Below are 23,055 nucleotides of genomic sequence, written 5' to 3' on the forward strand. Positions count from 1 at the left end.
CCGGCGCTGTTCCGGCCCCGGACGAGGGCCGGTACTGAGGGCTTGTCCGGGACCGTGCCGTCGACTGCAGAAGGCAGGTTCCGGTGCTGCGACACGGCGAGTGCAAGACAACCCGAGCGTTGCACCGTGACCTGCGGATACCCGAGGAAGGGTCCCTTGGCCCGCAGGCTGCGCACAGGGCCGCAGACTCGGCCATAGTCCATGGCTGTGTCAGACGCTGCCGGTAGCGTTGTGCGGATGATGGCGGGTACCGCAGAGACCAGGCTCGTTCTCCTGCGCGGGAACAGCGCTTCGGGCAAGTCCACGGTCGCGGCCGGCATCCGGGAGCGCTTCGGCCGCGGCCTCGCCCTGGTGGGGCAGGACAACCTCCGCCGGATCGTACTGCGAGAACACGACCGCCCCGGCGGCGCGAACATCGGCCTCATCGACACCGTCGCCCGCTACAGCCTCGATGCCGGGTATCACGTCGTCCTCGAAGGCATTCTGTACGCCGACCACTACGGGCAGATGCTCCGGCATCTGCGCGCCGACCATCGCGGGCACACCCACTGCTACTACCTGGACGTCCCCTTCGCGGAGACCTTGGCCAGGCACGCGACCAAGCCAATCGCGGGAGAGGTCAGCGAGATCCACTTGCGGGAGTGGTTCCGGCCGCTCGATCTCCTGCCCGGCAGCATCGAGACCGTCATCGACGCCGGCAGCACTGTGGCGGACACCATCGACCGCATCATGCACGACACCGACCTCGCTCGACTCGCCCCACTGGAGGACTGACCCCCCTTCCCCCCTTCCCCCCTTCCCCTCATTCCTCCCGGGACGTCAGGGCGCGGCGCGATCGTGAACAGGGCCACAGTGCCCCGCTTGCCCCGCAACCGACATGGGCGTACGCCCGAATCGGAGCCCCGTTCGCGCCAACGGCGCGCGGGGGAATCTCCCGATAAGTCAATGGGCCGATGCTCCGGGGGAGTGGATTCGACGACAGGTCTGTCAGCGGTGGGGCGCGGGCGGGGAGAGACATGGAACCCCGCCGCATCCTCACCTACGGAGCTCTCGATGAAGCGCACCGCCACGGCCACCACGTGTGCCGCCGCCCTACTTGCTGCCGTTCTGACCGGATGCTCCGACAACTCCGGTGACACCTCGGGCGACGGCTACGGTTCCACCTCCTCCAGCGCCTCGCCATCCAAACCGGCCACCGTTGACACGAAGTCCGTAGGCAAACTGGGCACGATCGTCGTTGACGAAAAGGGCCGCACCCTCTACCTCTTCCTCGCCGACAAGAAGAACAAGTCGAACTGCACGGGCGACTGCGCCAAGGCCTGGCCTCCGTTGCTCAGCAAGGGGGATGCCAAGGCCGGAAAGGGCGTGGACCAGAAGCTGCTGGACATCACCAAGCGATCCGGTGGTGAGGAGCAGGTCACCTACAACGGTCACCCCCTCTACTACTACGCGGGCGACACGAAGCCCGGCCAGACCAATGGCCAGGCTCTCGACCAGTTCGGCGCCGAGTGGTACGTCCTGAACGCCAAGGGCAAGCAGGTCGAAGACTGAGACGAAGACTGAGACGGGAGACGACATGAGTGCGCGGCGCGACGGGAAGGGCGAGGGGAGCCGCGTTGCCGGCGTCGTGCTCGCGCCCCTCGCGGTCCTGGTGCCTGTCGCGGTCGGCGTCGGGATCTACCTCTTCGGAACCCTCCACACACCGGACTACGGGACCGGGCTCTTCGGCAGGAACGGCAGCGCCGCAGTCGACCTGAAGGCCCAGCTCGGTACCGCGCTGCTCGGTCTCGCCCTCATCCAACTCGGCCTCGCCCTGTGGATGTACGGCCGCATCCCCGGCGTCCGTGCCGCGCCCCGACGGGTGCGATGGGGACACCGTGCGCTTGGTTTCCTCACCTTCCTGCTTTCGCTCCCGATCGCCTATCACTGCCTTGCGACGTACGGAATCGAGACGGCTTCACCACGGACCGCGATCCACTCCATCGCGGGGTGCGCCCTCTACGGTGCGTTCGTGGCCAAGGTGATCGTGGTGCGCAGCAGGCGCCTGCCCGGTTGGCTGCTCCCCGCAGTGGGCGCCCTGCTCGTGCTCTGCATCGCCCTCCTCTGGTACACCGCCGCTCTGTGGGCTCTGAACGCAGATTCGGCACCGGGCTTCTCCGCCACGTGACGGCACGACTTCGTGGTACCCGTGGTTTTTTGGGCTGGGCGCACATCATGTGCCTGGGCACGGGGGCGGGGGACTCGTCTGCCGAGCCACCGGCGGGACCGTGGAGAAGGACTTGGCCGATGAGGGCTTCAAGGACCAGGTCGTCGGCCCCTCAGCTCTCGATTGCTACCGGATGCGCCGTGCGCCGACGCGTGATCCGATACAAAGGTGTCGCCCTTCCGCTCACCGCAGATCCGCCCGCCGGGCCCGCCGCCCGGCCTGTCGGGGCGGTGGCGGCAGGCACTGGAGCGCAGAGTGGATCGGGCGGCGTACGTCCTGCCTGCCTGGCTGCGGCGGCGCCGGGTGGGCTGGTTGCTACCGCTGACGGCACTGGTCGCGGTCGCCGTCACCGATTGGAACACCTCCGGCGATTTCCGGGCGCTCTCCTGGATCGTGATGGTCCCGGGCCTCGCCGCCGCGCTCTGTCCCGTCCGGGTGACCGTGCTCTTCGGGCTTGTCTCCATCGTGGCATACCTGGGTCTCGACGCCGCCTGGTCGCACGAGTACCGGGCCGGTCTGCCCGACTTCATCCTGGTCGCCGCGGCCAGCGTGCTCGCGGTCGCCGCCTGCTGGCTCCGGCTGCGTCGGGAAGGCAGAATCCTGCACATTCGTAATGTCGCGGACGCGACCCGAGCCACTGTGCTGCGTGACATGCCGCCGCACGTTCACGGCGTCGAGAATGCCCACGTCTATCTCCCCGCCGATGCGGTGGCAAGGCTGGGCGGCGACTTCTACGACCTCCAGCCGAGCCGCTGGGGAGCTCGGGCTCTGATCGGCGATGTTCAGGGGAAGGGGCTGGGTGCCCTGGCCGCGGCCGCCGCGATCCTCGGATCGTTCCGCGAGGCCGGGTACCACGTGCCGAACCTCAGCATCGTTGCCGGACGGCTGGAAGTACGGATGGAACGCCAGCGCCGTCTCGGCGTGGCCATGGGAGACACGCAGCCCGACCGGTTCGCGACCGCGGTGCTGATGGGCTTCCCCAACCCAGGCTGTGGCGAGTCCTGGGTGGACGTTGTCGATTTCGGCCACGAACCGCCGTTGGTCGTGAGCCCGCGCGGGGTCAGGGTGCTGCAGGTGGCCAATCGGCTGCCGCTCGGCCTCAGCGACCTGGATCCGGCCGGAGTGGCCTCCGCCGTCCCTCACCGCTTTACGCTGGCCGACGACGACGTGATCGTGCTCACCACCGACGGGGTCACCGAGGCACGCGACGCGGCGGGTGAGTTCTTCCCGCTTCGTTCGTTCCTGGAGGACGCCGTCGTCCGCGATCCCGCCGCGGTGGCGTCCGCACACCAGGTTGCCGCACTGGTCTCGGACGGGCTGCTGCGGCACTCGGGGGGACGGCTCCACGATGACACGACGATCTTCGCGCTACGGTTCTCCGCCACCGAGGACACGTACTGGACGCTGCCGCTGGACGACAACGCCGCACGGGTGCTCGGTCCGCTGCCGGCCGGTGGCGATCCGTCCGAGCAGGTTTTCGAGCAGGGCATCGTCCGGCTGCGAACGGGGCCCGAGTACGGCCCCTCCGGTGCCCGCGATGTCGGCGCAGCCGACTGAGCTGGGTCACGACGCAGGCCGTGGCGGGGGCGGAACGGATTGTGGGACCTCGTAGTACCCGGAGTGTGCGGGGCGTGGCGTTCGCCAAGACCGATGCCGGACCTGGGTGGCCCCAGCTGCCCAAAGGGCCCTCAGCGCTATCGGGGCCTCCGCCCGCCACCCCGTCGGCGCGGAGGCGAGGGCGGTCGCGGCGGCGGTCCTGAGTGGGGCACACCAACTGGGCCTGGTCCGGGGAGCGAACGGTGAAGGCAGGGGAGTGCAGAGTCCCCACAGCGGCCGTCAGTGCGTACGTACCCACGACGCGGCCTGCTGTCATCCTGCGCCCGTAATGCGGCCTGCCGTCATTCGGTTCCAAGCACAGACAACTCTCCCCCTGCGCAGAGGGATCCAACATGCTGACGCGTGTCTTCAGCCTCGGCGACCCTGGTCCTCTTCCTCGTCCGTGGTGTACACGGCTGCCTCCTCGGCCGAAGCCGCACCGCCGTCGATGCCCATGTCCTCGGCGTAGACATCGGTGTGCCGCCCGGGTACCACCTCCGCAGCGCTCAGGCGGCCGGAGCGCGTCTCGTCTTCCTCCGGCTCCAGCGGTTCGCCCTCGCCGTCGGCCAGGTCTCCGATGTCGTCGTCTCCGATGTCGTCGCCGTCCGGCGGCTCGACGTCGTCGACCTCCTGCGCCAGGCGTTGGTCGAGGGATTCCCCGCGGCGCTCCTCCTCGCCCGTCGTCCCGTACTTGTCGACGGCCAGCGGACGCTCGGGCGGGGAGTAACCATCCTCCATCTGGTCGTCCAGCCCCCGCTCACCGAGCGCGTTCTCCAAGTCGAGCTCGTCGTTCGGCGGGTCCTGGCCGTCGTGCTGCGGCTGGTAGACATCGTCGCCGCGTGCCTCTGTCGGCATGATTCGTCCTTCCGTCGGAGGCGTCATGAGTACCCAGGTCGCCGCCGGGCGCTGTCAAGCCACCCGCTGGCTTGCATGCGCACTTTGCGAGTGCCCTGGGAGGTGGCGGTACTCTAATTGTCACCCTAGGGGCGGGTTTGATCGGCGTCCTCCTGGACGTCCTCACTCGGGCTCAGCGCATCCCCGGACTGACATGGTGGCCCGGATCGCCCCTCACCGCGGCGCGGGCCCCGCCATCGGAGTGTCCCCGAACGCCCGGCCCGCTCGGCGGCGCGGCATCGAGGTACCGGAGAGGTACTGGGCCCGGGTCGGTACCGGAAGGGCCTGGCGCAGGCGGTTCAAGAGCGGCTGCGCTGAGCGTCTGAGAAGCGGGCGAGCCCCGCCCGCCGCGCATGTCGTTGGATGGGCCCCGCGCTCCGGGCCGAGGCGACGAAGGCCGAGTTGCGCTCAGCGTCGGCTCTCCGGCTTCGCGGGGCTCTGAATGGCACCTTCCTGCACGCGGCCCGAAGGTTCCGGGTGCTCTGTATGACCGGCCGGGGCGGCGGCACGCAGCGCGGCCTCCACATGGTGGTTGCTGGTCATGGTCGACGTGACGGCGGTCATGGTGAGGAGGAGGCCGGCAGCGGTGTAGAGCGGGGTGCGTACGTCGTAGGTGGTGGCCAGCCAGCCGCCGAGGAAGGCGCCGAACGGGGCGGCGCACATGGCGAGCATGCGTGAGGTGGAGGCGACCCGGCCCATGAGGTGGGCGGGGACGATCGCCTGTCGGAGGGACGGGCCGAGCACCATCGTGGCGCCCATGCCCGCTCCGCAGACGGCCAGCGCGAGGCCCGCCACATACGGGTTCGGGGCGGCGGCGAGGCCCAGGACGGCGAGTCCCTCGACTGCGGCCGTGCAGGTCAGCGCGGTGCCGGTGCCGAGTCGTCGGCCGAGGAAGGAGGCGATGCCCGCGCCGAGCAGACCGCCGGTGGCTTCCGCCGTGAGGAGCAGGCCGAAGCCGAAGGTGTCGATGCCGAGACGATCGTGCGCGAAGAGGGCGAGTACGGTCTCCACGGCGAGGAAGGCGATGTTCCCGACCGCTGGACGCAGCGCGAGCCCCAGCAGCAACTGGTCCCGAAATACGTGCGAGGCGCCGGCCCGCGCCTGCCTCAGCAGCGACTCACGGGCCTGCGGCACGGGCCGCGGTGCGGCCGGCAGTGACCGTACGAGCAGTGCGGAGAGCGCGAACGACACTGCGTCGGCGAGCAGCGGAACTGCTCGTCCGAGCGCGAGCAGTGCGCTGCCCGCAGGCGGTCCCACGAAGCCGGACGCGGCGGTCTGGGTGCCGCGCAGGCGGGAGTTGGCGCGCTCCAGGAGCGCGGGGTCGCGGCCCAGCAGATCCGGCAGATAGGCCGTGGCGGCGGTGTCGAAGAAGAGTCCGCCGAGGCCGAGCAGGAACGCCACGGCTGCGAGCAGCGGAACGCTCAGCACGTCGAGCGCGGCCGCTGCTGCCGGTATCGCGAGCAGTACCGCACGCGTTGCGTCCGCGACCCACATCGTGCGCCGACGGTCCCAGCGGTCCACCAGCGCACCGCCGAGCACCCCGAAGAGCAGCCACGGCAGCGTTCCGGCGGCCGTGACGACGGCGAGCGCCATCGGATCCCGCGTCAACGTCAACGCGATCAACGGCAGCGCGGCATGGGTCACTCCGTCACCGAGCGAGGACACCGTCTGCGCAGTCCAGAGCCGTCCGAATTCGGTCGGCAACTTTCGCATGTCTGTGGTCACTTGGCGTCCCCTTCAACCTGCCGGCGCGGGGCCGGGTGGAACAGTGCGAAGACGAGTGACGCGTCCGGCAGCGACGGGTCGGACAGCTCCCGGTATTCGTCCGCCAGCGCCTGCAGCCGCGCCCCGAGCTCCGCGAACTGCTCCTCGGTCAGCCGCAGATGTGCCATCCGTACGTGCCGCTCGCCATCTCCCGGCGCTGCCTCCAGGTCCGCCACTGCATGCCGCATCAGTACATCTGGCCCTCCCTCGCCCGGATCCGGCAGCACGAGCGCCCGCGCGGCCATGGCGTAGTACCGCTCGGTGACCCCCCGGACCTTCCGCGTTCGTACCACCGTGACCAGACCGGCGCGTTCGAGCAGCCGTACGTGGTAGCTGGAACTCCCCTTCGCGATGCCCACGCGCTCGGCGATCTGCGTAATCGTCGCGGGCTCGAAGCGGAGCACGGCCATGATCCGGTGACGCGTGAGATTGGAGACGGCGCGTAGTTGTTCGTCAGTGGTGACGTGGAACGTCTCGGGAAGCTCGTCCGTAGGCATGTCGCCAATGGTCAACGTTTCTTGACCATTGCGCAAGAGGTTTCCGGAAACCGGCTGTCCAGCATGTGAGGCCTTCGCTCCCGCACTTCCTTCACGACCTCACCCAACCCGCCCCCGGGCGCGTCCACTCCGCCTGCGGCGGAAGCTCACCCGCGCCGCCGGAGTCCTTGGGCCGTCAACAGGCCCGCAAGTGCCTGGAGTTCGCCGACTTCACCCGCTATTCGTTCCGCAGTAGCGGCGACTTCACCACCATCGCCGACGAGCTGCACTCGTCCGTGTCCACTGCCGGGTCGCCGGCGAGCCGGTTCCCTGCGGGTGGTCCGCAGCATGCGCAGCCCCTCGTCGTCTTCGATGTCCCCCGCTCGCGTCCCGTCCCGTAAGCATGGTGATCGTCCGGGGTGAGCCGGGCGGGCAACTGCCGTGCGTGGCTCGTACGATGCCGGGTGTGGCACGCTTTGAAGATCTCAAGATCTCCCTGTGGGACACCGGTAGCGACTATGGAGTACAGCCGACCGTGACGGCTGAGGTGATTCAGGAGGCCGAGCGGCTGTTGAACGTCACGCTCCCCGACTCCCTGCTCGACCTGCTCCGACAGCAGAACGGGGGCCAGATCGCGAGCAGTCGCAGTGCTTTCCCCACGAGGGGGCCGACCTCATGGAGTGCCGACCATGTCCCGTTCGACAGCTTGCTGGGCATCGGCCGCCGAGAGGGAATGGTTTCCCTGCTCGACAGCCCGTACCTGATCGAAGAGTGGGGTCTTCCCGACCTGGCGGTCCTGGTCTCAGGTGACGGGCATTGCTGGATCGGACTCGACTACCGGTTCTGTGACCGGAACGGGGAACCGTCCGTCACCTGGTTCGACGCCGACGACAACTCGGAGTTGCGTCTCGCTCCGGACTTTCGTTCCTTCGTCGAGGGCCTCACAGCCGCCAGCGGGTTCGCCGAGTGTGAAGAGTGACAGCGCATCCGGCCAGAGCTGCACGAGGCTGATCGCTTCGTCTCCTTCGACTGCAACGTCACGGGTCTCGCCACCGTGGACGCCACCGGTGTGGTCGGCCTGAAGATCGACCCGAAAGGTGTCGTCCCTCGGCGTCGGCGCTCGGTGGTCAAGTCCGTCGTGAAACAACACGCCTACCGGTTGCCGCACATGGGCCGCCGCCAGTCGGCGGTTGGCGGTTGGCGGACCCGCTGTGCCGGGTTCCCGTCCGCCTTTGAGCGATTCGACTTAGCTGTAGGCGCGCTCCGGCGCCGGCCACCCCAAACACTTCGCGGAGGTCACCCCGCATCTCGACGGCGCCGGGACGATCGACGCCGTCGGGGAGAGCGTCGACCAGAGCCGGGCCGGTCAGCGGGTCTGGCTGTTCCTGGCAGCCGCCGGGCGGCCCACCGGCACCGCCGCCGAGTTCACCGTCGTGCCCGCCGAACAGGCCGTGCCGCTGCCGGACGAGGCCGGCTTCGATGTCGGAGCCTCACTCGGTGTCCCCGCACTCACCGCGCACCGTGCGCTCACCGTCGCCGAGGACGGGCCGCGCGGTCTGCGGGGCACTCGACGGCAGGGTGGTACTCGCCGCGGGCGGGGCCGGGGCGGTCGGGCACGCGGTGATCCAGCTCGCCCGATGGGCCGGCGCCACTGTGATCAGCACGATCAGCAGCCCGGAGAAGGCCCGGCTGGCCACCGCCGCCGGAGCCCACCACGTGATCAACTATCGCGAGGGCGACCCGGTCACTGACATCCGCAAGATCGCCCCGGACGGCGTCGACCTCGTCGCGGAGGTGGCACTGGGAGCGAACCTCGCTCTGGACCTGGCCGTGCTGCGGACGCGCGGCACGATCTCGACCTACGCCAACGACGGTGGCAAGCCGGTCGAACTGAACGTGATGCAGAACATGGCGCTGAACACGCGCTTCCAGTTCCTGGTCCTGTACACGGCCGGTCCGGAGGCGCGAGCCGCGGCCGTTGAAGACGTCGCCGACGCGGTCCGCGGCGGAGCGCTGCCGGTCGGCGAGGAGCACGGCCTGCCACTGCTCCGCTTTCCGCTCAACCGCGCCGCAGACGCGCACCGAGCAGTGGAGAGCGGTGCGGTCGGCAAGGTCCTGGTCGACGTCACGTCGTGACGTCCAGCCGGTCTCGTGCATCGAGCAGGCACCGCACGTTCATACGGTCACCGAAGGTGGTGACGCCGAGGGCTGCGCCGATCTGACGGGAGGCGTTGAAGACTGCGGACGCGGCCCCGTGCAGCGCGGGTTCGACGGCGGCGATGGACCGTGAGGTTGTGGCCAGGTTTGCGGTTGACCGTTGACCCCTTCCCCAGCTGATTGCCGACTTCCTGGTGGGAATCGGGCTCAGGCGAGCGACGCCCGCGGCGGCTCCGAGTTCTTCTCTCAGCTTCTGGTTCTTTGGCCGGGACGAGGGGTCGGCTACCCGCTCCTGCCGTAGTAGGGGCGAGATGCTCAGTTCTGTCGACGCGCTGCGTCCCGCTGCGTGGGGCCGGCGGCAGGCGGCGCAGTCATGTCCAGCAGAAGCAGCGCATCGTGGTCGGGGGTACCGGGCTCGGCGGTATAGACGCCGACGCGCTGGCCGGGGGTGCCTTCCACCTGCAGGGACTGCGAGGTGAGCGTGAGCGTTCCGACCTGGGGGTGCTGGAACGTCTTGTGAGCGGGTTTGCGTCCGGTTACTTCGTAGCGTTCCCACAGACGTGAGAAGTCGGGGCTTTTGAGGAGGAGCTCGCCGACCAGGTTGGTCAGGTCGGGCGCGTCGGGGGCAGTGCCGGCGACGGCGCGCAGGCGGGCGACGCAGGCGGTGATCTGCCGGTCCCAGTCGGCGAAGAGGTCGCGGGCCGCAGGGTGGAGGAAGAGGTAACGGGCCAGGTTACGGTGCTTGGCCGGCCAGTCGTTCAGGCCCGCGTACAGGGCGAGGCCGCCGGGGTTCCAGGCGAGCATGTCCATGCTGCGACTGATGACGTAGGCCGGGTTCGGCCGCAACGACTCCAGCAGCAGCTTCAGGTGTGGGCGCACGGTGCGGCTCGGGGCCGGCGGCGGCTCGGGCGCGTAACGGGCGGCACGCGCGGCGAGCTCGCGCAGGTGCTGGTGCTCCTGGTCGTCCATGTGCAGAGCGCGGGCGAGGGAGCCGAGTACCGCTGGGCTGGGGCGGGTCTCCTTGCCGCGTTCGAGGCGCACGTAGTAGTCGATGCTGATCCCGGCGAGGGTGGCCAGCTCCTCGCGGCGGAGCCCCGGGGTGCGGCGGATGCCGGCGCCGGCGGTGAGGCCGACGTGCTCGGGGCTGGTCTGGGTCCGGCGGGCACGCAGGTAGCGGCCCAGCTCGGCGCCCTCGCTGTGCGCGCTCGTCGAAGTCATGACTCCAGTCTCACCCGCCGGGCACCCGCTACGAGTGCGGGAGGGGGGCCCTGTCGTTACCCCCGAAGAGCCCGCCCTGCCACACCCGATCAATCAGGGCGAAGGTGAATGAGGAAGACGCCGGCCCCTCGCGCCGCCCGGGCTTCATCCGGCATGACCTGCCGGGCCGGGCGACAGTGAGAGACCAGGTAACACCATGATCGGAAGAGGGCGAGATGCGGTACATCAAGTTGCGTGACCTGGAGGTTTCCCGGATCGGGCTGGGCGCGATGGGCATGTCCCATGGCTACACCGGCTCGGGTACCGATGACGCGGAGTCGATCAGGACCGTGCACCGAGCCCTGGATCTGGGCGTCACGCTCATCGACACCGCCGAGATCTACGGCCCCTACACCAACGAGGAGCTGCTCGGGCGGGCACTGAAAGGTCGCCGGGACAAGGTGGTACTGGCCACCAAGTTCGGCCTGGTCTCGCACGGCGGCGAGGGCGCGTGGAACCTGGACTCCGGCCCGGCCAACATCCGAACCGCGGTCGAGGGCTCTCTGACGCGCCTGGGCACCGACCACATCGACCTGTACTACCAGCACCGGGTGGACCCGAACACGCCGATCGAGGAGACCGCCGGCGCCGTGAAGGAGTTGATCGCCGAGGGCAAGGTCCGCGCCTTCGGCCTCTCCGAGGCCGGCCCGGACACGATCCGCCGGGCCCACGCCGTCCAGCCGGTCACCGCGGTGCAGTCCGAGTACTCCCTGTTCACGCGCGGGATCGAGGAGCGTGTCCTGCCCGTCCTGCGGGAGCTGAACATCGGTCTCGTACCCTTCTCCCCGCTCGGGCGCGGCTTCCTGACCGGCACCGTGCGCTCCACCGACCAGTTCGACGAGAGCGACTTCCGCCGCGACAACCCGCGCTTCACGGGCGAGAACTTCCGGCACAACCTGGCGCTCGCCGACGAGGTCAAGGCCCTGGCCGACGAGGCCGGTGCCACGCCGGGTCAGGTGGCACTGGCCTGGCTGCTCGCCCAAGGCAACGACATTGCCCCGATCCCCGGCACAAAGCGCGTCAGCCGGGTCGAGGAGAACGCCGACGCCGACGCCGTCACGCTGACCGCTGAGCAGTTCCACCGGCTCTCCAGCCTGCCGCCCGCGGCCGGCGACACCCACACCGAGGCCCAGGCGCAGATGCTCGAACGCTGATGCCCCCAGCATGCCGCGCTTCGCGTGGCGCCCCCCGCCCCTCGTTTGGAGTAACACCTTTCATGCGTGCAGCAGTGATGTACGGAGCCGGCGACGTTCGCGTCGAGGACCGGCCCGACCCGAAGATCGTTCAGCCCGCCGACGCCGTGGTGCGCGTGGTCGCTGCCTGCGTATGCGGCAGTGACCTGTGGCCTTACGCGTCGATGCCCGCCACCGACACCGGCCGGCCCATGGGGCATGAGTTCCTCGGTGTTGTCGAGGAGATCGGCGCGGACGTGACCGGCCTGAAGACGGGGGACCTGGTCGTCGCGCCGTTCACGTACAGCGACAACACCTGTGGCTGCTGTGCCAAGGGCCTGCACATCTCGTGCCGCAACGGTGGCCGGTACGGCTTCGACGGTGTCGACGGCGGCCAGGGTGAGGCCGTCCGCGTCCCGTATGCGGACGGCACCCTGGTGAAGCTGTCGGTGGCCGCCGACTCCGCGCTGCTGCCGTCGCTGCTGGCGCTCTCGGACGTGATGACCACCGGCCACCACGGCGCCGTCACCGCAGGGATCGGTCGCGGCGACGTGGTGTTGGTGGTCGGTGACGGCGCGGTCGGCCTGTGCGCGGTGATCGCCGCCAAGCGGCTCGGCGCCGAGCGGATCGTGCTCGCCGGCCGCCACGAAACCCGCACCCGCCTGGGCCGTGAGTTCGGCGCCACGGACGTGGTTGCCGAGCGCGGCGAGGAGGGTATCGCCCGCATCCGCGAGCTGACCGGCGGCGTGGACAAGGTCATCGAGGCCGTCGGTACCCGCCAGGCCCTCGACACCGCGCTGGGCGCGGTCCTGGACGGCGGCACCATCAGCCGACTGGGCGTCCCCCAGTACGAGCAGGGCCCGATCGGCCCAGCCGAGTTCATGCGCAACATCACCCTGACCGGCGGCGCCAGCCCTGCCCGCGCCTACATCGAGCAACTGCTGCCCGACGTTCTGGACGGCACCATCACCCCCGGCCGCGTCTTCGACCAGGAATTCGTCCTCGACCGGATACCGGACGCCTACCGGGCCATGGCCGACCGCCAGGTCCTCAAGGCCCTCATCCGCCCCTGACCACCCGCCTCCAGCGAAGGACATCCGCTCATGCAGACCCTCACCCTCAACAACGGCGTCGAGATGCCGCTCCTCGGCTTCGGCGTCTATCAAATCCCCGCCGAGGACACCGAGCGCGCCGTCTCCGAGGCCCTGGCCGCCGGCTACCGCCTGCTGGACACCGCCGCCGCCTACGGCAACGAGGAAGCCGTCGGCCGCGCCATCAAGGCCGGCGGCATCCCTCGGGAGGAGCTGTTCGTCACCACCAAGCTGTGGGTCCAGGATGCCCCGGCCCAGGACAACACCCGCCGCGCGTTCGAGACGTCCCTGGCCAAGCTGGGCCTGGACCACCTCGACCTGTACCTGATGCACCAGCCCTTCGGCGATGTCTACGGTCAGTGGCGCGCCATGGAGGCCCTCAACCGTGAAGGCCTGACGAAGGCGATCGGCGTCGCCAACTTCTACCCCGACCGGCTGATCGACCTGATCGTCAACAACGAGATCACCCCGGCCGTCAACCAGATCGAGACCCACCCCTTCTTTCAGCGCGCCGACTACCAGGACCTCATGCGCGAGCACGGGGTGCAGATCCAGTCCTGGGGCGGCTTCGCCGAAGGCAAGAACGACCTGTTCACCAACCCGCTGCTCGCCGAGATCGGCAAGGAACACGGCAAGTCGGTCGCGCAGTTGGTGTTGCGCTGGCTCACCCAGCGCGGCGTCATCGCGATCCCCAAGTCCGTACGTGCCGAGCGCATGGCGGAGAACTTCGACGTCTTCGACTTCGAGCTCACCGACGAGCAGATGGTCCAGATCGCCACCCTCGACACCGGCAGCTCCCTGTTCTTCGACCACCACGACCCCGAGATGGTCACCCGGCTCGCAGGGCACCGCCTGGACAGCTGAACACCTCACCCACTGCCCCCCGGCCGCGGGTGCCCTCAAGCGAATGCCCGGGGCACCCACCCGGCTTCCACGGTTCACCGAGAGCCGCCCGCCATGATCCCGCGGCTTTACCGGCGGACGGCACCCGTGCCTGCGTAACCAACTACGGCAACCGCAGGGTGTCCGTGACCAATACCGCGCCCGACGCTGTGGCCGCCACAGCCGACGACGGCTCGATTTCCGGTAGCTACTTCCTGCAGCGTTGGACCAGTCGAGCAGGCGCCAGGTGGGCGCGGTCGTGAACGACTGCACCCACCTGGCGAACGCATCGATTTCGTCGGGCGGCGCGCCTGGGCGGTCCGCGCTCGCGGCGTACAGGCGGCCTCGCCCTGCAGAAGTGCCGGCCACCGCGGCCGAGGAGCCACGGATGGGGTGCGGACCGGAGGTGCCAGGTAGGGAATCGGGTTCTCCGCTTGCTGCGACGGGCGGGAGGAACACCTCGTGATTGCTTCGGCATTGGCCGGCAGCCGAATCAGATGCGGTCGACCTGTCTTCCGCTTCATCGACCGCCCATATGTACGGGCCTGGGACAGGTGTGCGAGTGATTGCGTATATCGGCTGTTACGGAGTTCGTGTCTGCCGTGCGGGTGATGCGCTGGGCAGCGCCCCGGGGTGCGCGCCGGGGTATGGAAGGGCTTGCTGTTGATGGTTGAACGGGTGGGTGTAGCAGTCAGTGAATGTCAGGGCCACATCCATTGCATATGCGTGTCGATTACAGGTGAGAGTTGCGGAAATGTCCGCGATTGGTGACCGAGCCGGGCATGGCTTCCGCGGGCGGCCTTGAGGGCGCAGTGTTCTGGTTCTCGGCCCGGGACGGGTCGGGATGGCTCCGCTCCTGCCGGCCGATATCGGCCGGCACGAGCACTGTTCTTGAGGGGACATCACCTTGTCTGCTTCTTCGGCTTCCCGCCGTATTGCCGCGACCGTGATCACGGCCGGTGCTCTTGTCTCGGCGGTCGCGCTGCCGGCTTCCGCGCAGGACCATGACCGCCACCACTCCCGCGCCCGGGTCGTGATCAGCGATGTCCAGGCCGACAGCCCCGGACGTGACAACGGCTCCAACCGGTCCCTGAACCGTGAGTGGATCGAGATCACCAACCAGAGCCGCCGCGCGGTGGACCTGGACGGCTGGACCCTGCGCAGCGATGACGGCAACCGCTACCGCTTCGACGACGTCCGCCTCGCCGGACACGCCACCGTCCGCATCCACACCGGTATCGGCCGCGACACCCGCACTGACCTCTACCAGGACCGTCACCACTACATCTGGGACAACTACTCCGACACCGCCACCCTCCGCGACGACCGGGGGCGCACTGTAGACGTCGATTCCTGGGGCCGCTCCGCCGACGACGACTCCTGGGGCCGCGGACACCACCACCGCCGCTGACCACAGGTGACAGGCCGGGGAAGTGAACGGCTGACTGCCGCCCCACGGCAGACACCCCTTCACTCTTCCCCCAGGGGGCCGGGCAGCCGCCCTGCCCGGCCCCCGTCCTTGGCGGTCGCCCCATACAGGGGCGACTGTTAGGGGCCCGGCCCCCAGCCTCTGCGGCCCTCTCATGCCGGGCCGGCTCAGTCCGACGATCCTTCTGTTCGGGGCCGGGTGCCGCCCCCTGAATACCCGAGCCCGTTCCTCCTGATGGAACCCGTCAGACGGGGCGTCATTCCGTACGATTCCGCTGCTCACCGGCACCAACCGTGCTGGGACCCGGTCTTACTCATGTGTACACGCATTGCCGGTTCTCGCGGTCAAGGATGCCGCTGGGAACCGCTTCAGGTTTTGCGCTGACCACGATCTCCCGCCCGGGGACCACGTGGACCTCGGCACCGAATCCGACGCCGGCACCATCGCCCACGGCAAGACCGGCACCATCGCCCGCCGCAACGTCGGCAACTCCATGTGGAGCAACGACAGTGACGCCGGAGGAGCACCTGCTGCAGTGACCCCTTCCCGCCTGCTCCCGGCGGGAAGAGTCAGTGTCTCGGGAGACGGTGCAGGACGACATCGCCGAGGACTCCCTCCCTCACCGTGCAGGTCATGTACGTGCAGTACGGCTGCCGTCTGCGGTCCGTCGGAGACCCCGGGTTGAGCAGGCGCAGCCCGCCCGGCGCCTCGGTGTCCCACGGGATGTGGCTGTGGCCGAAGACGAGGACGTCCAGGCCCGGGTGGAGCGCGGCGCAGCGCGCCTCCCGCCCGCGGGCCGCCCCCGTCTCGTGGACGACGCCGATTCGCAGGCCGCCCAGCTGGACGCGGGCTACCTCCGGCAAACGGGCCCGCAGTTCCGGGCCGTCGTTGTTGCCGTACACGCCGACCAGGTGTCGCGCGCGTCCTTCCAGGAGGTCCAAGGTGGCCACGTCGACCCAGTCGCCGGCATGAACGACGATGTCCGCCCCGTCCACCTCGCGCAGCAGCTCCTCGGGGAGCTGCTTTGCGCGTAGGGGCACATGCGTGTCCGAAACGAGCAGCACCCGCACGAGGGAGTCCGTCGCCGCCCCGGTCGTGTCGTCGTTCATCGGCCTGCCTTCTCCTCGGGGCTGTCCGGTCTACCGGCCGTAGGCGTTCATGCGGAGGATCAGGCCCCTCCTGGCGTGGCGGGCGCAGGCGTAGCGCTGCCCGTGGCGGGGCTGCCACGGAGAGCGAGCGTGTCGGACACGGCGCGATTGGCGAAGGCATCCACGGCCGTGGGCCACGTCGACTAAGTGCTTCCGGGAAGGTGCGCCGAAGGGGAAGGTGCGCCGAAGTCGGTGGCGTGGGCCCGGGCAGGAGGGGACCGATTACAGGGGCGGGGGGCGCTTGAAGTGCAGCACGCCGACGCCGGAGCGAGGTCTCCCACAGCTCAGTCGGTCGTGGGACTTCATCGGGTTGCCATATCTCGAGAACCTCGGCGGCCAGTTGCGCTACGTCTTCATCTGCCGCCCCTGTTCCGAGGGCGCCTTCCTCACCTTCCTCACGGACTGACCAATTGGCTGTCCAGCGCGCTGTGCCTGATGCTCCTGGGCTGAACCGGCCTTCCTGGGAGCATGACTGTGAGCTGGTGCGCCCGCTGTTCCGCCTCGTCGAGCAGACTGGTGGGGTGCATGTGTACGGCCGGAGGCTTCGACGGCCCCGAGTGGGCCGTGCGGGTCATGAGACGAGAATGCGTGACTGTGCCTCGTCGAGAAGTTCACGCAGCGCCGAACTGGTGGGGGCGACGGCCGTGGCGAGTACTGCCGGGCCACCAGCCAGTGGGGTCAGGACAGCACACCCCTCCCGGGAGCCCCCACCGAGCAGTAGAGGGTCTCGGCGGGTGTCCAGACGTGGGTCGACGACCAGGAGCTGACCGGTGGCGCGGTGTCCGCCCAGGATGGCGGGACCGTCCCAGCCGGGCTCGGGGGACCTGTAGGCGGTGTGCTGGTCGAGCAGCGGGTGCCCGGCGCGATGGGCCAGGAGGCGGCTGACGAGGTGGCCCGGTTCCTCCCCTGCCCGGCCCAGGAGTTGTTCTTCTCGCAGGAACAGCCGGGCGGTGGCGGCGAGTTCGATGCTGTATGTCTGACGCAAATTGCTGCCGGCGGCGCTGATGAGAGGCTTCGGGAGCCAGCGAAGGTAGGCGTGTTCTCCGACGGTGAGGCAGACGTCATAGGTGGCGGGGTCGCTCGTGGGGCCGCGCAGGGCGAGGGTGGCTGCGGCCGTGGTGACTTCCAGCTCGGCGCGGTCCTCTGCGGTGATGTCGAGGGTGAGCCGGTCGCCGCCGAGGGGGGCGCTCATTGCGCCGATGATTCCCACGGTGGCGCCGCGGCCGTCGGTGTGCAGGCGCCGCAAGTGGAAGGGGCCGTCGCTGCGCAGCTGCGGGAGGGTGGTGACGCGTCCGTTGTGCACGGCGCGGATCCTGGCTGTGGCCCGTACGCCGTGCGGGTATCCGGCGCGCTCCGGGCCGCGGCAGGCCGCGGGGGAGCGGGCGGCGGCGAGTTGGGCGGCGGTGCTCACAGCGCACCTGCCGTGGCGTGCCACTGGGTGAGGTGGGCGGTGACCCAGTCGGCGACGTCCCGGATCCCGTCGTCGGAGGTGAGGTTGGTGAAGAGGACAGGCAGCTTGCCGCGCTGCCTTGCGGCGTCGAGGGCCATGGTGTCCAGGTCGGCGCCGACGTACGGGGCGAGATCGGTCTTGTTGATGACGAGGAGGTCGGCGCCGGTGATGCCGGGGCCCCCCTTACGAGGGATGTCGTCGCCGCTGGAGACATCGATGATGAAGATCTGCACGTCGACGAGGCCCTTGGAGAACGTGGCGGTGAGGTTGTCACCGCCCGATTCGACGAGCACGAGGTCGAGGGGGTGGAGCGTCTCCTCGAGGTGCTCGACGGCTTCCAGGTTGGCGGAGATGTCGTCGCGGATCGCGGTGTGCGGGCAGGCGCCGGTCTCGACGGCCGTGATGCGCTCGGGCGGCAGGACGGCTTCGCGCAGCAGGTACTCGGCGTCCTCGCGGGTGTAGATGTCGTTGGTGACCGCGGCGATGCACCATCGGTCGCGCAGGGTGCGGCAGAGCGCGGCGACGGTCGCGGTCTTGCCGGAGCCGACGGGCCCGCCCAGGCCGACGCGGAGTGCTCGGCGGTTGCCGTCGGGGCGGAGGGCCTCGGCGCTGTGCGTGTGCTGCCGGGGGAAGGCCTCGGAGTGGTCGAGATGCATAGCAACTCCTATTGGTCATGCGTGGGTTCGGTGTTCATGAGGCGAAGAGCCGGACGGTCCAGGCGGCGTGCTGCTCGGCGGTGATCTCCAGCAGAGGCGAGGAGGCCGACGGCAGGACGTCGAGTCCCTCGGCCAGGGCGCGCATCGCTGCCTCGGCCGCGGCCTGTGCCACGCCGTCGGCCTCGGGTCCGAGGCGTGCCAGCACTCCGGTGGCGTCGAGCGGGTCGAGACTCAACAGGCGCACGGCCGCCGTGGCCGGGCCGCCGATCGCCTCGTACGCGGCGGCGTGCGCGGCGTCCACCGGGGCAAGCCCGGCGGCTCGCGCGGCAAGGCCCAGCACGATCGGCTGGTGGGCTCCCTGCGGACGAGCTGCGGCCAACTGCTCGAGCTCCGCTGAGGGGAAGGTGGCACGGGCCGCCCGCATCATCTGCCGGCCGAGCCTGCGGGCGACGACACGCAGCGCGCTCATGGGGGTGCGAGCGTCAGCAGCGTCGTCGAGGAGCAGCGGGTCGCACCCGGCGGCGGCAGCGGCAGCCAGTCCCGCTGCGGTGAGACCCGTGGTGTGCAGGCGGCCGCGACAGAATGACTCCAGGCTGTTGGTGTTGTGTACGGCTTTGCGGGCGATGGCAGCCTCGACCCCGCCGGAGTGGGCGTGCCCACCCGCGGGGAATCGGCCGTCGGCCAGCAGGAGCAGGGCTGCACGGCTCATCGGCGAGCGGCTGCCTTTCGCGAAGTCGAAGGTAGTGAGGCTTCCCGGGCAGGTGCGGCGGGCCACCCGGAGGCCGGGCCGTGGCCTCCGGGTGGCCCGGCAGAAGCCGGATCAGGGGACTCAGAAGAGGAAGTACCGCTGCGCCATGGGCACCTCATTGACGTAGGCGCGTGGCACTGTCACCCCTTTGATCTCGGTGCGGGCGTCGCTCGTTGTCGCGCCGCCAATGGTGACCTCGAAGGTGTCGTGATCGACCTTGAGCTCCGTCGCCGTAGGCACCAAGTCGTTCAGCAGCATGTCCTTCTTTCCGATACTCCGGATGTCGCCGCTGATGTCGACGAACTCCTTCCGGAATCCGAGCCCCTGCGTCTTCACCCTCGTCGTGACCGTGGTGTCGCCCGTGACGGTGGGAACTCGGAGGGTGTTCAACCTCTCGGCCACGCCAGGGGCGGCGAAGTTCACCGAATTGCTCCTGGGAGCCCGGCCGGTGGAGCCCCAGACCGGCCGCGGCAGGTAGGGCTGGGGCGTCGTGATCGAGGCATTCGCATCGCCGGTCTGCGCCCAGGCGATCTGACCCCGCTTGATGATCCGGTGCGGCTTGACGCCGAAGAACTTCGGCTCCCACAGCACCAGGTCGGCCATTTTGGTCGGTTCGACGGAACCGACGGTCCCGTCGATGCCGTGCGTGAGTGCCGGGTTGATCGTGTACTTGGCGACGTAGCGCCGTACCCGGAAATTGTCGTTCGGCGTCACGGCACTCTCCACGGCAGAGCCACCTTCGCCGCCCTGGCCGGCCGGATCGGCCCGGGGGGCATTCTTCACCGCCTTCGTTCGAACCTCTGCGTACGCGAGGTCCTCGGCCAGTGCACCGTAGCGGCCCTTCATGACATGGGCGGTCTGCCAGGTTCGCATGATCATCTCACCGATGCGCCCCATCGCCTGGGCGTCGGAGGACATCATCGAGATGGCGCCCATGTCGTGAAGGAGGTCCTCCGCGGCCATGGTGGACGGCCGGATCCGGGAATCGGCGTACGCCATGTCCGCTGGGATGCTCGGGTTGAGGTGATGGCACACAACCATCATGTCGACATGCTCCTTGACGGTGTTCACCGTCAAGGGGCGGGTGGGGTTGGTCGAGGCCGGGAGGACGTTCGCCTCCTTGACCAGTTCGATCATGTCCGGAGCATGCCCGCCTCCGGCACCCTCGACGTGGAAGATGTGGACGGAGCGAGGCTTTTCGCCCGCACGCTGGAAGGCAGCCTTGGTGCTCTCCAGGAATCCGGACTCGTTGCACGAGTCGGCGTGCAGGGCGAGCTGGATCTTCCTGTCCTCGCAAACCTTCAGCGCCATGTCGATCACCGCAGGTGTGGCGCCCCAGTCCTCGTGGACCTTGAGTCCGATGACACCGGCATCCACCTGCTCCACCAGTGCCTGCTCGCTCATCGAACTGCCCTTGCCGAGCAGGCCGATGTTGACCGGGAACTCGTCCAGGGCCTCGAACAACCGGGCGATGTGCCACGAGCCCGGCGTCACGGTGGTGGCCGTGCTGCCCTCTGCGGGACCGGTTCCGCCGCCGATGAGAGTGGTCACGCCCGAAGCCAGCGCCTCGTGAATCTCCCCCGGGCAGATGAAGTGGACGTGGGTGTCCACACCGCCCGCGGTGAGGATCCGGCCGTTGCCGGAAATGACCTCGGTGCTCGGGCCCACCACGAAGTTTTCCGGTTCCCACCGCCGCTTCCCGTCGTCGTCCGGCTCCCACGGGGGATGGGCCTCACCCGCTACCGAGCTTCGAGCAGGCCGCTCGAAGTCCGTGATCGCGTCCATCGTCTCGGGGTTGTACGCCTTGCCGATGGCGGAGATGCTGCCGTCCCTGATGCCGACGTCGGCCTTGACCACCCCCCACCAGTCGAGGATCAGCGCACCGGTGATGACCGTGTCCACGGGTTTGGGACCGTCAGGAGTGAGTCCGTCCCTCGGAATGTGGGACATGCCCATCGACTCGCGGATCACCTTCCCGCCGCCGAAGATCATCTCGTTTCCGCTGTGGTGCGGCCCGCCGGCCCAGTCGGCTTCGATCTCGATGACGAGATCGGTGTCCGCCAGACGGACACGGTCCTGAGCGGTCGGCCCGTACAGAGTCGTGTACTCCGACCGCTTCAGCTCGTTACTGGCGCGCTTCCTACGGCTCATCGACGGTCTCCATACGCAGTCCCTGAATCTTGCTGACCCTGCGGCCCTTGGCTTCGCCCTGGAACTCCACCAGTTCGACCCAGCACTCGTCGCCCGGCTCGAACCGCACGGACTTACCCGCAGCGATGTTCAGCCGTCGGCCCTTCGCCTCGTCACACTTCGCGAGCTCCGGCTCCACGTTCGCGTCGGAGGAGTTCTCGATCACCTTGAGGCCCGGGTTGACCTCGGCGAAGTGGTAATGCGATCCGACCTGAATGGGGCGGTCGGACACGTTCCTGACCTTGATCTTCTTCTTCTGCGGCCTTTGCGAGGCCGGCGTGTCGTCCTGCAGATCCTTGTTGAAGAGGATCGACGCGTGCCAGGCCGTGCTGTCGTCACACTCGGCGCAGCAGGCGGACGAGTCGGAGTCGTCGCAGTCGACCGGGCAGGCGGGCCTTCGCGCCGGTCGGGGGTGCTCGATCTTGCCCGGGTGAACCGTGACCTCCTCCGCCGCCTCCGGGATGGGGTTGTGGAGCGTGACCAGTTTGGTGCCGTCCGGGAAGGTGGCCTCCACCTGGACGACCTCGATCATCTCCGGCACACCGGACATCAGATCGGCGCGGGTGAGCAACTGCCGGCCCGAATCCATGACGTCGTTGACGTTCTTCCCGTCACGGGCTGCCTCGAAGACGTGAGCGGTCAACACGGCCATGGCTTCGGGATAGTTGAGGAGGAGCCCCCGGGCGCGGCGCTTCTCTGCCACATCGGCCGCGACGTGGATCAGCAGACGCTCCTGCTCATGCGGAGTCAAATGCACGATAAGTCGTTTCTGTTGAACGGATGGTGCAAACGGCCGGCACGCCAAGGCAACAGACCATGCTCCCCAACGCCGGCGGGCGCTCTAAGATCATCAGTGGTGGCAGTGCTGCCGGATGACAAAGCGGCACATGGCCCACACCATCCGGTGAAAAGCCGCGATTGCCCGTAACCGGATGCCTCACGCCCGGATGCCCCATACAAGGAGCGCACCCCTACGAGCGACCTTGCGCGCGCAGGTCGCGAGACAGGGGTTGATACGGAAGGCGCTCGCGGTGGGTACCGCCGAGGACGTGGGGATGGCGCTTGCGATGACCTCGGAGCCGACGGCGGTCTGCGTAACGAACCAGTCCGACCGACAAGTGCTGTGACCGCTATGGTTCGCCGGGGTGAGAGGGAGGGCCGGTGTGTTCGTCGAGATCGTCTTCGTGGGGCTGCCGATCGATCGTGACGAGGTAGAGGAGGCTCTGGAGGCGGCGTTCGAGCTCGACGGCCAGGTCACCGGCGCGGGCAGCGGCATGGGTCGTTGCCATCTCGACCTTGAAATCGCGCAGGGCTCGGACACGACTGCGGCCCTGGAGCGGCTCCGGGTGGTGCTGTCGGAACTGGGCGTCGCGGACTGCGCGACCGTGAACGTCAGCGAGTGATCAAGCCGCCATGCGCGCGCGTCCGCCCCAGCGGATGCCCTTCTCGCTGCGGACACGGGCCCGTTCGCGGCGCTCGGCCGCCAGGACGTCCCCGTGGCGGGCGTTGGCGTTGCGCCAGCGCAGGTCGGCGTGCAGGGACCGGGTCTGGAGCGTCGTCAGGACTGAGCAGGCGGGGACGGTCTCCCGCCCACCGAGGGTCCAGGCAGGCCAGGCCGATCTCGTCGAACCGATGGATCACGTCGCGGACGGTGTCCTCGTCCGCCCCACCAGCTTCGCGATCACTGGGCCCCGGTTCCCGCCGGCCGAGGCCAGCAGCATCATCGCGCGTCGATAGCGCACCGAACTGGTGCTATCTCGGCGCACGATCTGCTGCAGCTTCTGCCCCTCCTGGTCGCTCAGTCTGCGCACCCGCACAGGCTCGGCCACCACATCCCCAAACGGTCGGACGTACGTCACGGCACATCCAACCGCCCTGACCACCGACCCGGCGAACCAATGCGGTCAGAGCACCAGTGCGTGGCCGACACCCCGACGTG

At 69.1% G+C, this 23,055-nt stretch carries 22 protein-coding genes and 3 pseudogenes; 13 read left to right on the plus strand and 12 right to left on the minus strand.

The annotated features are described in order from the left end of the window. Nucleotides 1-240 precede the first annotated feature (240 nt). From OG538_RS35395 to OG538_RS35410, 4 genes are all read left to right on the plus strand, one after another. Nucleotides 241-774, plus strand: a complete 534-nt coding sequence (locus OG538_RS35395; RefSeq protein WP_406100423.1) for an AAA family ATPase — start codon at nt 241-243, stop codon at nt 772-774. Between the two features lie 279 nt (nt 775-1,053). Continuing rightward, complete coding sequence (locus tag OG538_RS35400; protein WP_406099725.1) at nt 1,054-1,551, plus strand: hypothetical protein; 498 nt, start codon at nt 1,054-1,056, stop codon at nt 1,549-1,551. Nucleotides 1,552-1,576: 25 nt separating this feature from the next. Further along, on the plus strand, nt 1,577-2,167 hold the full coding sequence (locus OG538_RS35405; protein WP_406099726.1) for a DUF6529 family protein: 591 nt from the start codon (nt 1,577-1,579) through the stop codon (nt 2,165-2,167). A 207-nt stretch (nt 2,168-2,374) separates the two neighbouring features. Next, nucleotides 2,375-3,763, plus strand: coding sequence for a PP2C family protein-serine/threonine phosphatase (locus OG538_RS35410; RefSeq protein WP_406099727.1), 1,389 nt, complete (start codon nt 2,375-2,377; stop codon nt 3,761-3,763). 408 nt (nt 3,764-4,171) lie between these two features. Here the strand turns inward: OG538_RS35410 and OG538_RS35415 are convergent, their stop codons facing one another. The 3 genes from OG538_RS35415 to OG538_RS35425 all read right to left on the minus strand — a co-directional run bounded on the left by OG538_RS35415 (nt 4,172) and on the right by OG538_RS35425 (nt 6,957). Beyond that, the gene (locus tag OG538_RS35415) at nt 4,172-4,657 is read right to left on the minus strand and encodes a DUF5709 domain-containing protein (protein ID WP_406099728.1); all 486 of its coding nucleotides are present in this window, start codon (nt 4,655-4,657) and stop codon (nt 4,172-4,174) included. A 447-nt stretch (nt 4,658-5,104) separates the two neighbouring features. After that, nucleotides 5,105-6,400 (minus strand): MFS transporter, encoded by a 1,296-nt coding sequence (locus tag OG538_RS35420; protein WP_406100424.1) that lies wholly within the window; start codon nt 6,398-6,400, stop codon nt 5,105-5,107. Nucleotides 6,401-6,417: 17 nt separating this feature from the next. Next, nucleotides 6,418-6,957, minus strand: a complete 540-nt coding sequence (locus tag OG538_RS35425; RefSeq protein WP_406099729.1) for an ArsR/SmtB family transcription factor — start codon at nt 6,955-6,957, stop codon at nt 6,418-6,420. Between the two features lie 167 nt (nt 6,958-7,124). Here OG538_RS35425 and OG538_RS35430 point away from each other — a divergent pair, with 167 nt between their 5' ends. The 4 genes and pseudogenes from OG538_RS35430 to OG538_RS35445 all read left to right on the plus strand — a co-directional run bounded on the left by OG538_RS35430 (nt 7,125) and on the right by OG538_RS35445 (nt 9,072). Then, a complete protein-coding gene (locus OG538_RS35430) occupies nt 7,125-7,337 on the plus strand; it encodes a hypothetical protein (RefSeq protein WP_406100458.1) in 213 nt (70 codons plus the stop codon). Nucleotides 7,338-7,402: 65 nt separating this feature from the next. Beyond that, nucleotides 7,403-7,915: an SMI1/KNR4 family protein gene (locus OG538_RS35435; RefSeq protein WP_406099730.1), complete on the plus strand. Its 513-nt coding sequence runs from the start codon at nt 7,403-7,405 to the stop codon at nt 7,913-7,915. A 346-nt stretch (nt 7,916-8,261) separates the two neighbouring features. Then, nucleotides 8,262-8,342: pseudogene (locus OG538_RS35440) on the plus strand (hypothetical protein); the annotation flags it as partial. A gap of 91 nt (nt 8,343-8,433) precedes the next feature. After that, nucleotides 8,434-9,072, plus strand: coding sequence for a zinc-binding dehydrogenase (locus OG538_RS35445; RefSeq protein ID WP_406099731.1), 639 nt, complete (start codon nt 8,434-8,436; stop codon nt 9,070-9,072). Between the two features lie 336 nt (nt 9,073-9,408). On the opposite strand, the gene OG538_RS35450 is transcribed toward OG538_RS35445, so the two are convergent. Then, complete coding sequence (locus OG538_RS35450; RefSeq protein ID WP_406099732.1) at nt 9,409-10,311, minus strand: helix-turn-helix transcriptional regulator; 903 nt, start codon at nt 10,309-10,311, stop codon at nt 9,409-9,411. Between the two features lie 215 nt (nt 10,312-10,526). Between OG538_RS35450 and OG538_RS35455 the strand changes: the two genes are divergently transcribed. From OG538_RS35455 to OG538_RS35470, 4 genes are all read left to right on the plus strand, one after another. Then, a complete protein-coding gene (locus OG538_RS35455) occupies nt 10,527-11,504 on the plus strand; it encodes an aldo/keto reductase (protein WP_406099733.1) in 978 nt (325 codons plus the stop codon). A 62-nt stretch (nt 11,505-11,566) separates the two neighbouring features. Beyond that, the gene (locus tag OG538_RS35460) at nt 11,567-12,595 is read left to right on the plus strand and encodes a zinc-binding dehydrogenase (RefSeq protein WP_406099735.1); all 1,029 of its coding nucleotides are present in this window, start codon (nt 11,567-11,569) and stop codon (nt 12,593-12,595) included. A 30-nt stretch (nt 12,596-12,625) separates the two neighbouring features. Continuing rightward, a complete protein-coding gene (locus OG538_RS35465) occupies nt 12,626-13,477 on the plus strand; it encodes an aldo/keto reductase (RefSeq protein ID WP_406099737.1) in 852 nt (283 codons plus the stop codon). A gap of 919 nt (nt 13,478-14,396) precedes the next feature. Beyond that, nucleotides 14,397-14,906 carry a lamin tail domain-containing protein gene (locus OG538_RS35470; protein WP_406100425.1) on the plus strand — a complete coding sequence of 170 codons (510 nt, stop codon included), beginning with the start codon at nt 14,397-14,399 and terminating at the stop codon, nt 14,904-14,906. Nucleotides 14,907-15,493: 587 nt separating this feature from the next. Here OG538_RS35470 and OG538_RS35475 read toward each other — a convergent pair. The 7 genes and pseudogenes from OG538_RS35475 to OG538_RS35505 form a co-directional block, all read right to left on the minus strand. After that, nucleotides 15,494-15,994 carry a metallophosphoesterase family protein gene (locus OG538_RS35475; RefSeq protein WP_406100426.1) on the minus strand — a complete coding sequence of 167 codons (501 nt, stop codon included), beginning with the start codon at nt 15,992-15,994 and terminating at the stop codon, nt 15,494-15,496. A 649-nt stretch (nt 15,995-16,643) separates the two neighbouring features. Further along, nucleotides 16,644-17,483 (minus strand): urease accessory protein UreD, encoded by an 840-nt coding sequence (locus OG538_RS35480; protein WP_406099738.1) that lies wholly within the window; start codon nt 17,481-17,483, stop codon nt 16,644-16,646. Next, nucleotides 17,480-18,178: an urease accessory protein UreG gene (gene ureG, locus OG538_RS35485; RefSeq protein WP_406099740.1), complete on the minus strand. Its 699-nt coding sequence runs from the start codon at nt 18,176-18,178 to the stop codon at nt 17,480-17,482. Before ureG ends, OG538_RS35480 begins: the two co-directional genes overlap by 4 nt. 34 nt (nt 18,179-18,212) lie before the next feature. Next, on the minus strand, nt 18,213-18,887 hold the full coding sequence (locus OG538_RS35490; RefSeq protein ID WP_406099742.1) for an urease accessory protein UreF: 675 nt from the start codon (nt 18,885-18,887) through the stop codon (nt 18,213-18,215). Nucleotides 18,888-19,007: 120 nt separating this feature from the next. After that, the gene (locus OG538_RS35495; RefSeq protein WP_406099744.1) at nt 19,008-21,077 is read right to left on the minus strand and encodes an urease subunit alpha; all 2,070 of its coding nucleotides are present in this window, start codon (nt 21,075-21,077) and stop codon (nt 19,008-19,010) included. Next, nucleotides 21,067-21,600, minus strand: a complete 534-nt coding sequence (locus OG538_RS35500) for an urease subunit beta (protein ID WP_406100427.1) — start codon at nt 21,598-21,600, stop codon at nt 21,067-21,069. The genes OG538_RS35495 and OG538_RS35500 overlap by 11 nt, the downstream gene beginning before the upstream one ends. Further along, nucleotides 21,577-21,873, minus strand: a pseudogene (locus OG538_RS35505) (urease subunit gamma); the annotation flags it as partial. The gene OG538_RS35500 and the pseudogene OG538_RS35505, both read right to left, overlap by 24 nt. Before the next feature lie 406 nt (nt 21,874-22,279). On the opposite strand from OG538_RS35505, the gene OG538_RS35510 reads away from it, so the two are divergent. Next, on the plus strand, nt 22,280-22,519 hold the full coding sequence (locus OG538_RS35510; protein WP_406099745.1) for a hypothetical protein: 240 nt from the start codon (nt 22,280-22,282) through the stop codon (nt 22,517-22,519). Nucleotides 22,520-22,670: 151 nt separating this feature from the next. Here the strand turns inward: OG538_RS35510 and OG538_RS35515 are convergent. Further along, a pseudogene (locus OG538_RS35515) lies at nt 22,671-22,945 on the minus strand (helix-turn-helix domain-containing protein); the annotation flags it as partial. Nucleotides 22,946-23,055 lie beyond the last annotated feature (110 nt).

It is taken from the genome of Streptomyces sp. NBC_01013, from assembly GCF_045162765.1.
Classification (GTDB): Bacteria; Actinomycetota; Actinomycetes; order Streptomycetales; family Streptomycetaceae; genus Streptomyces.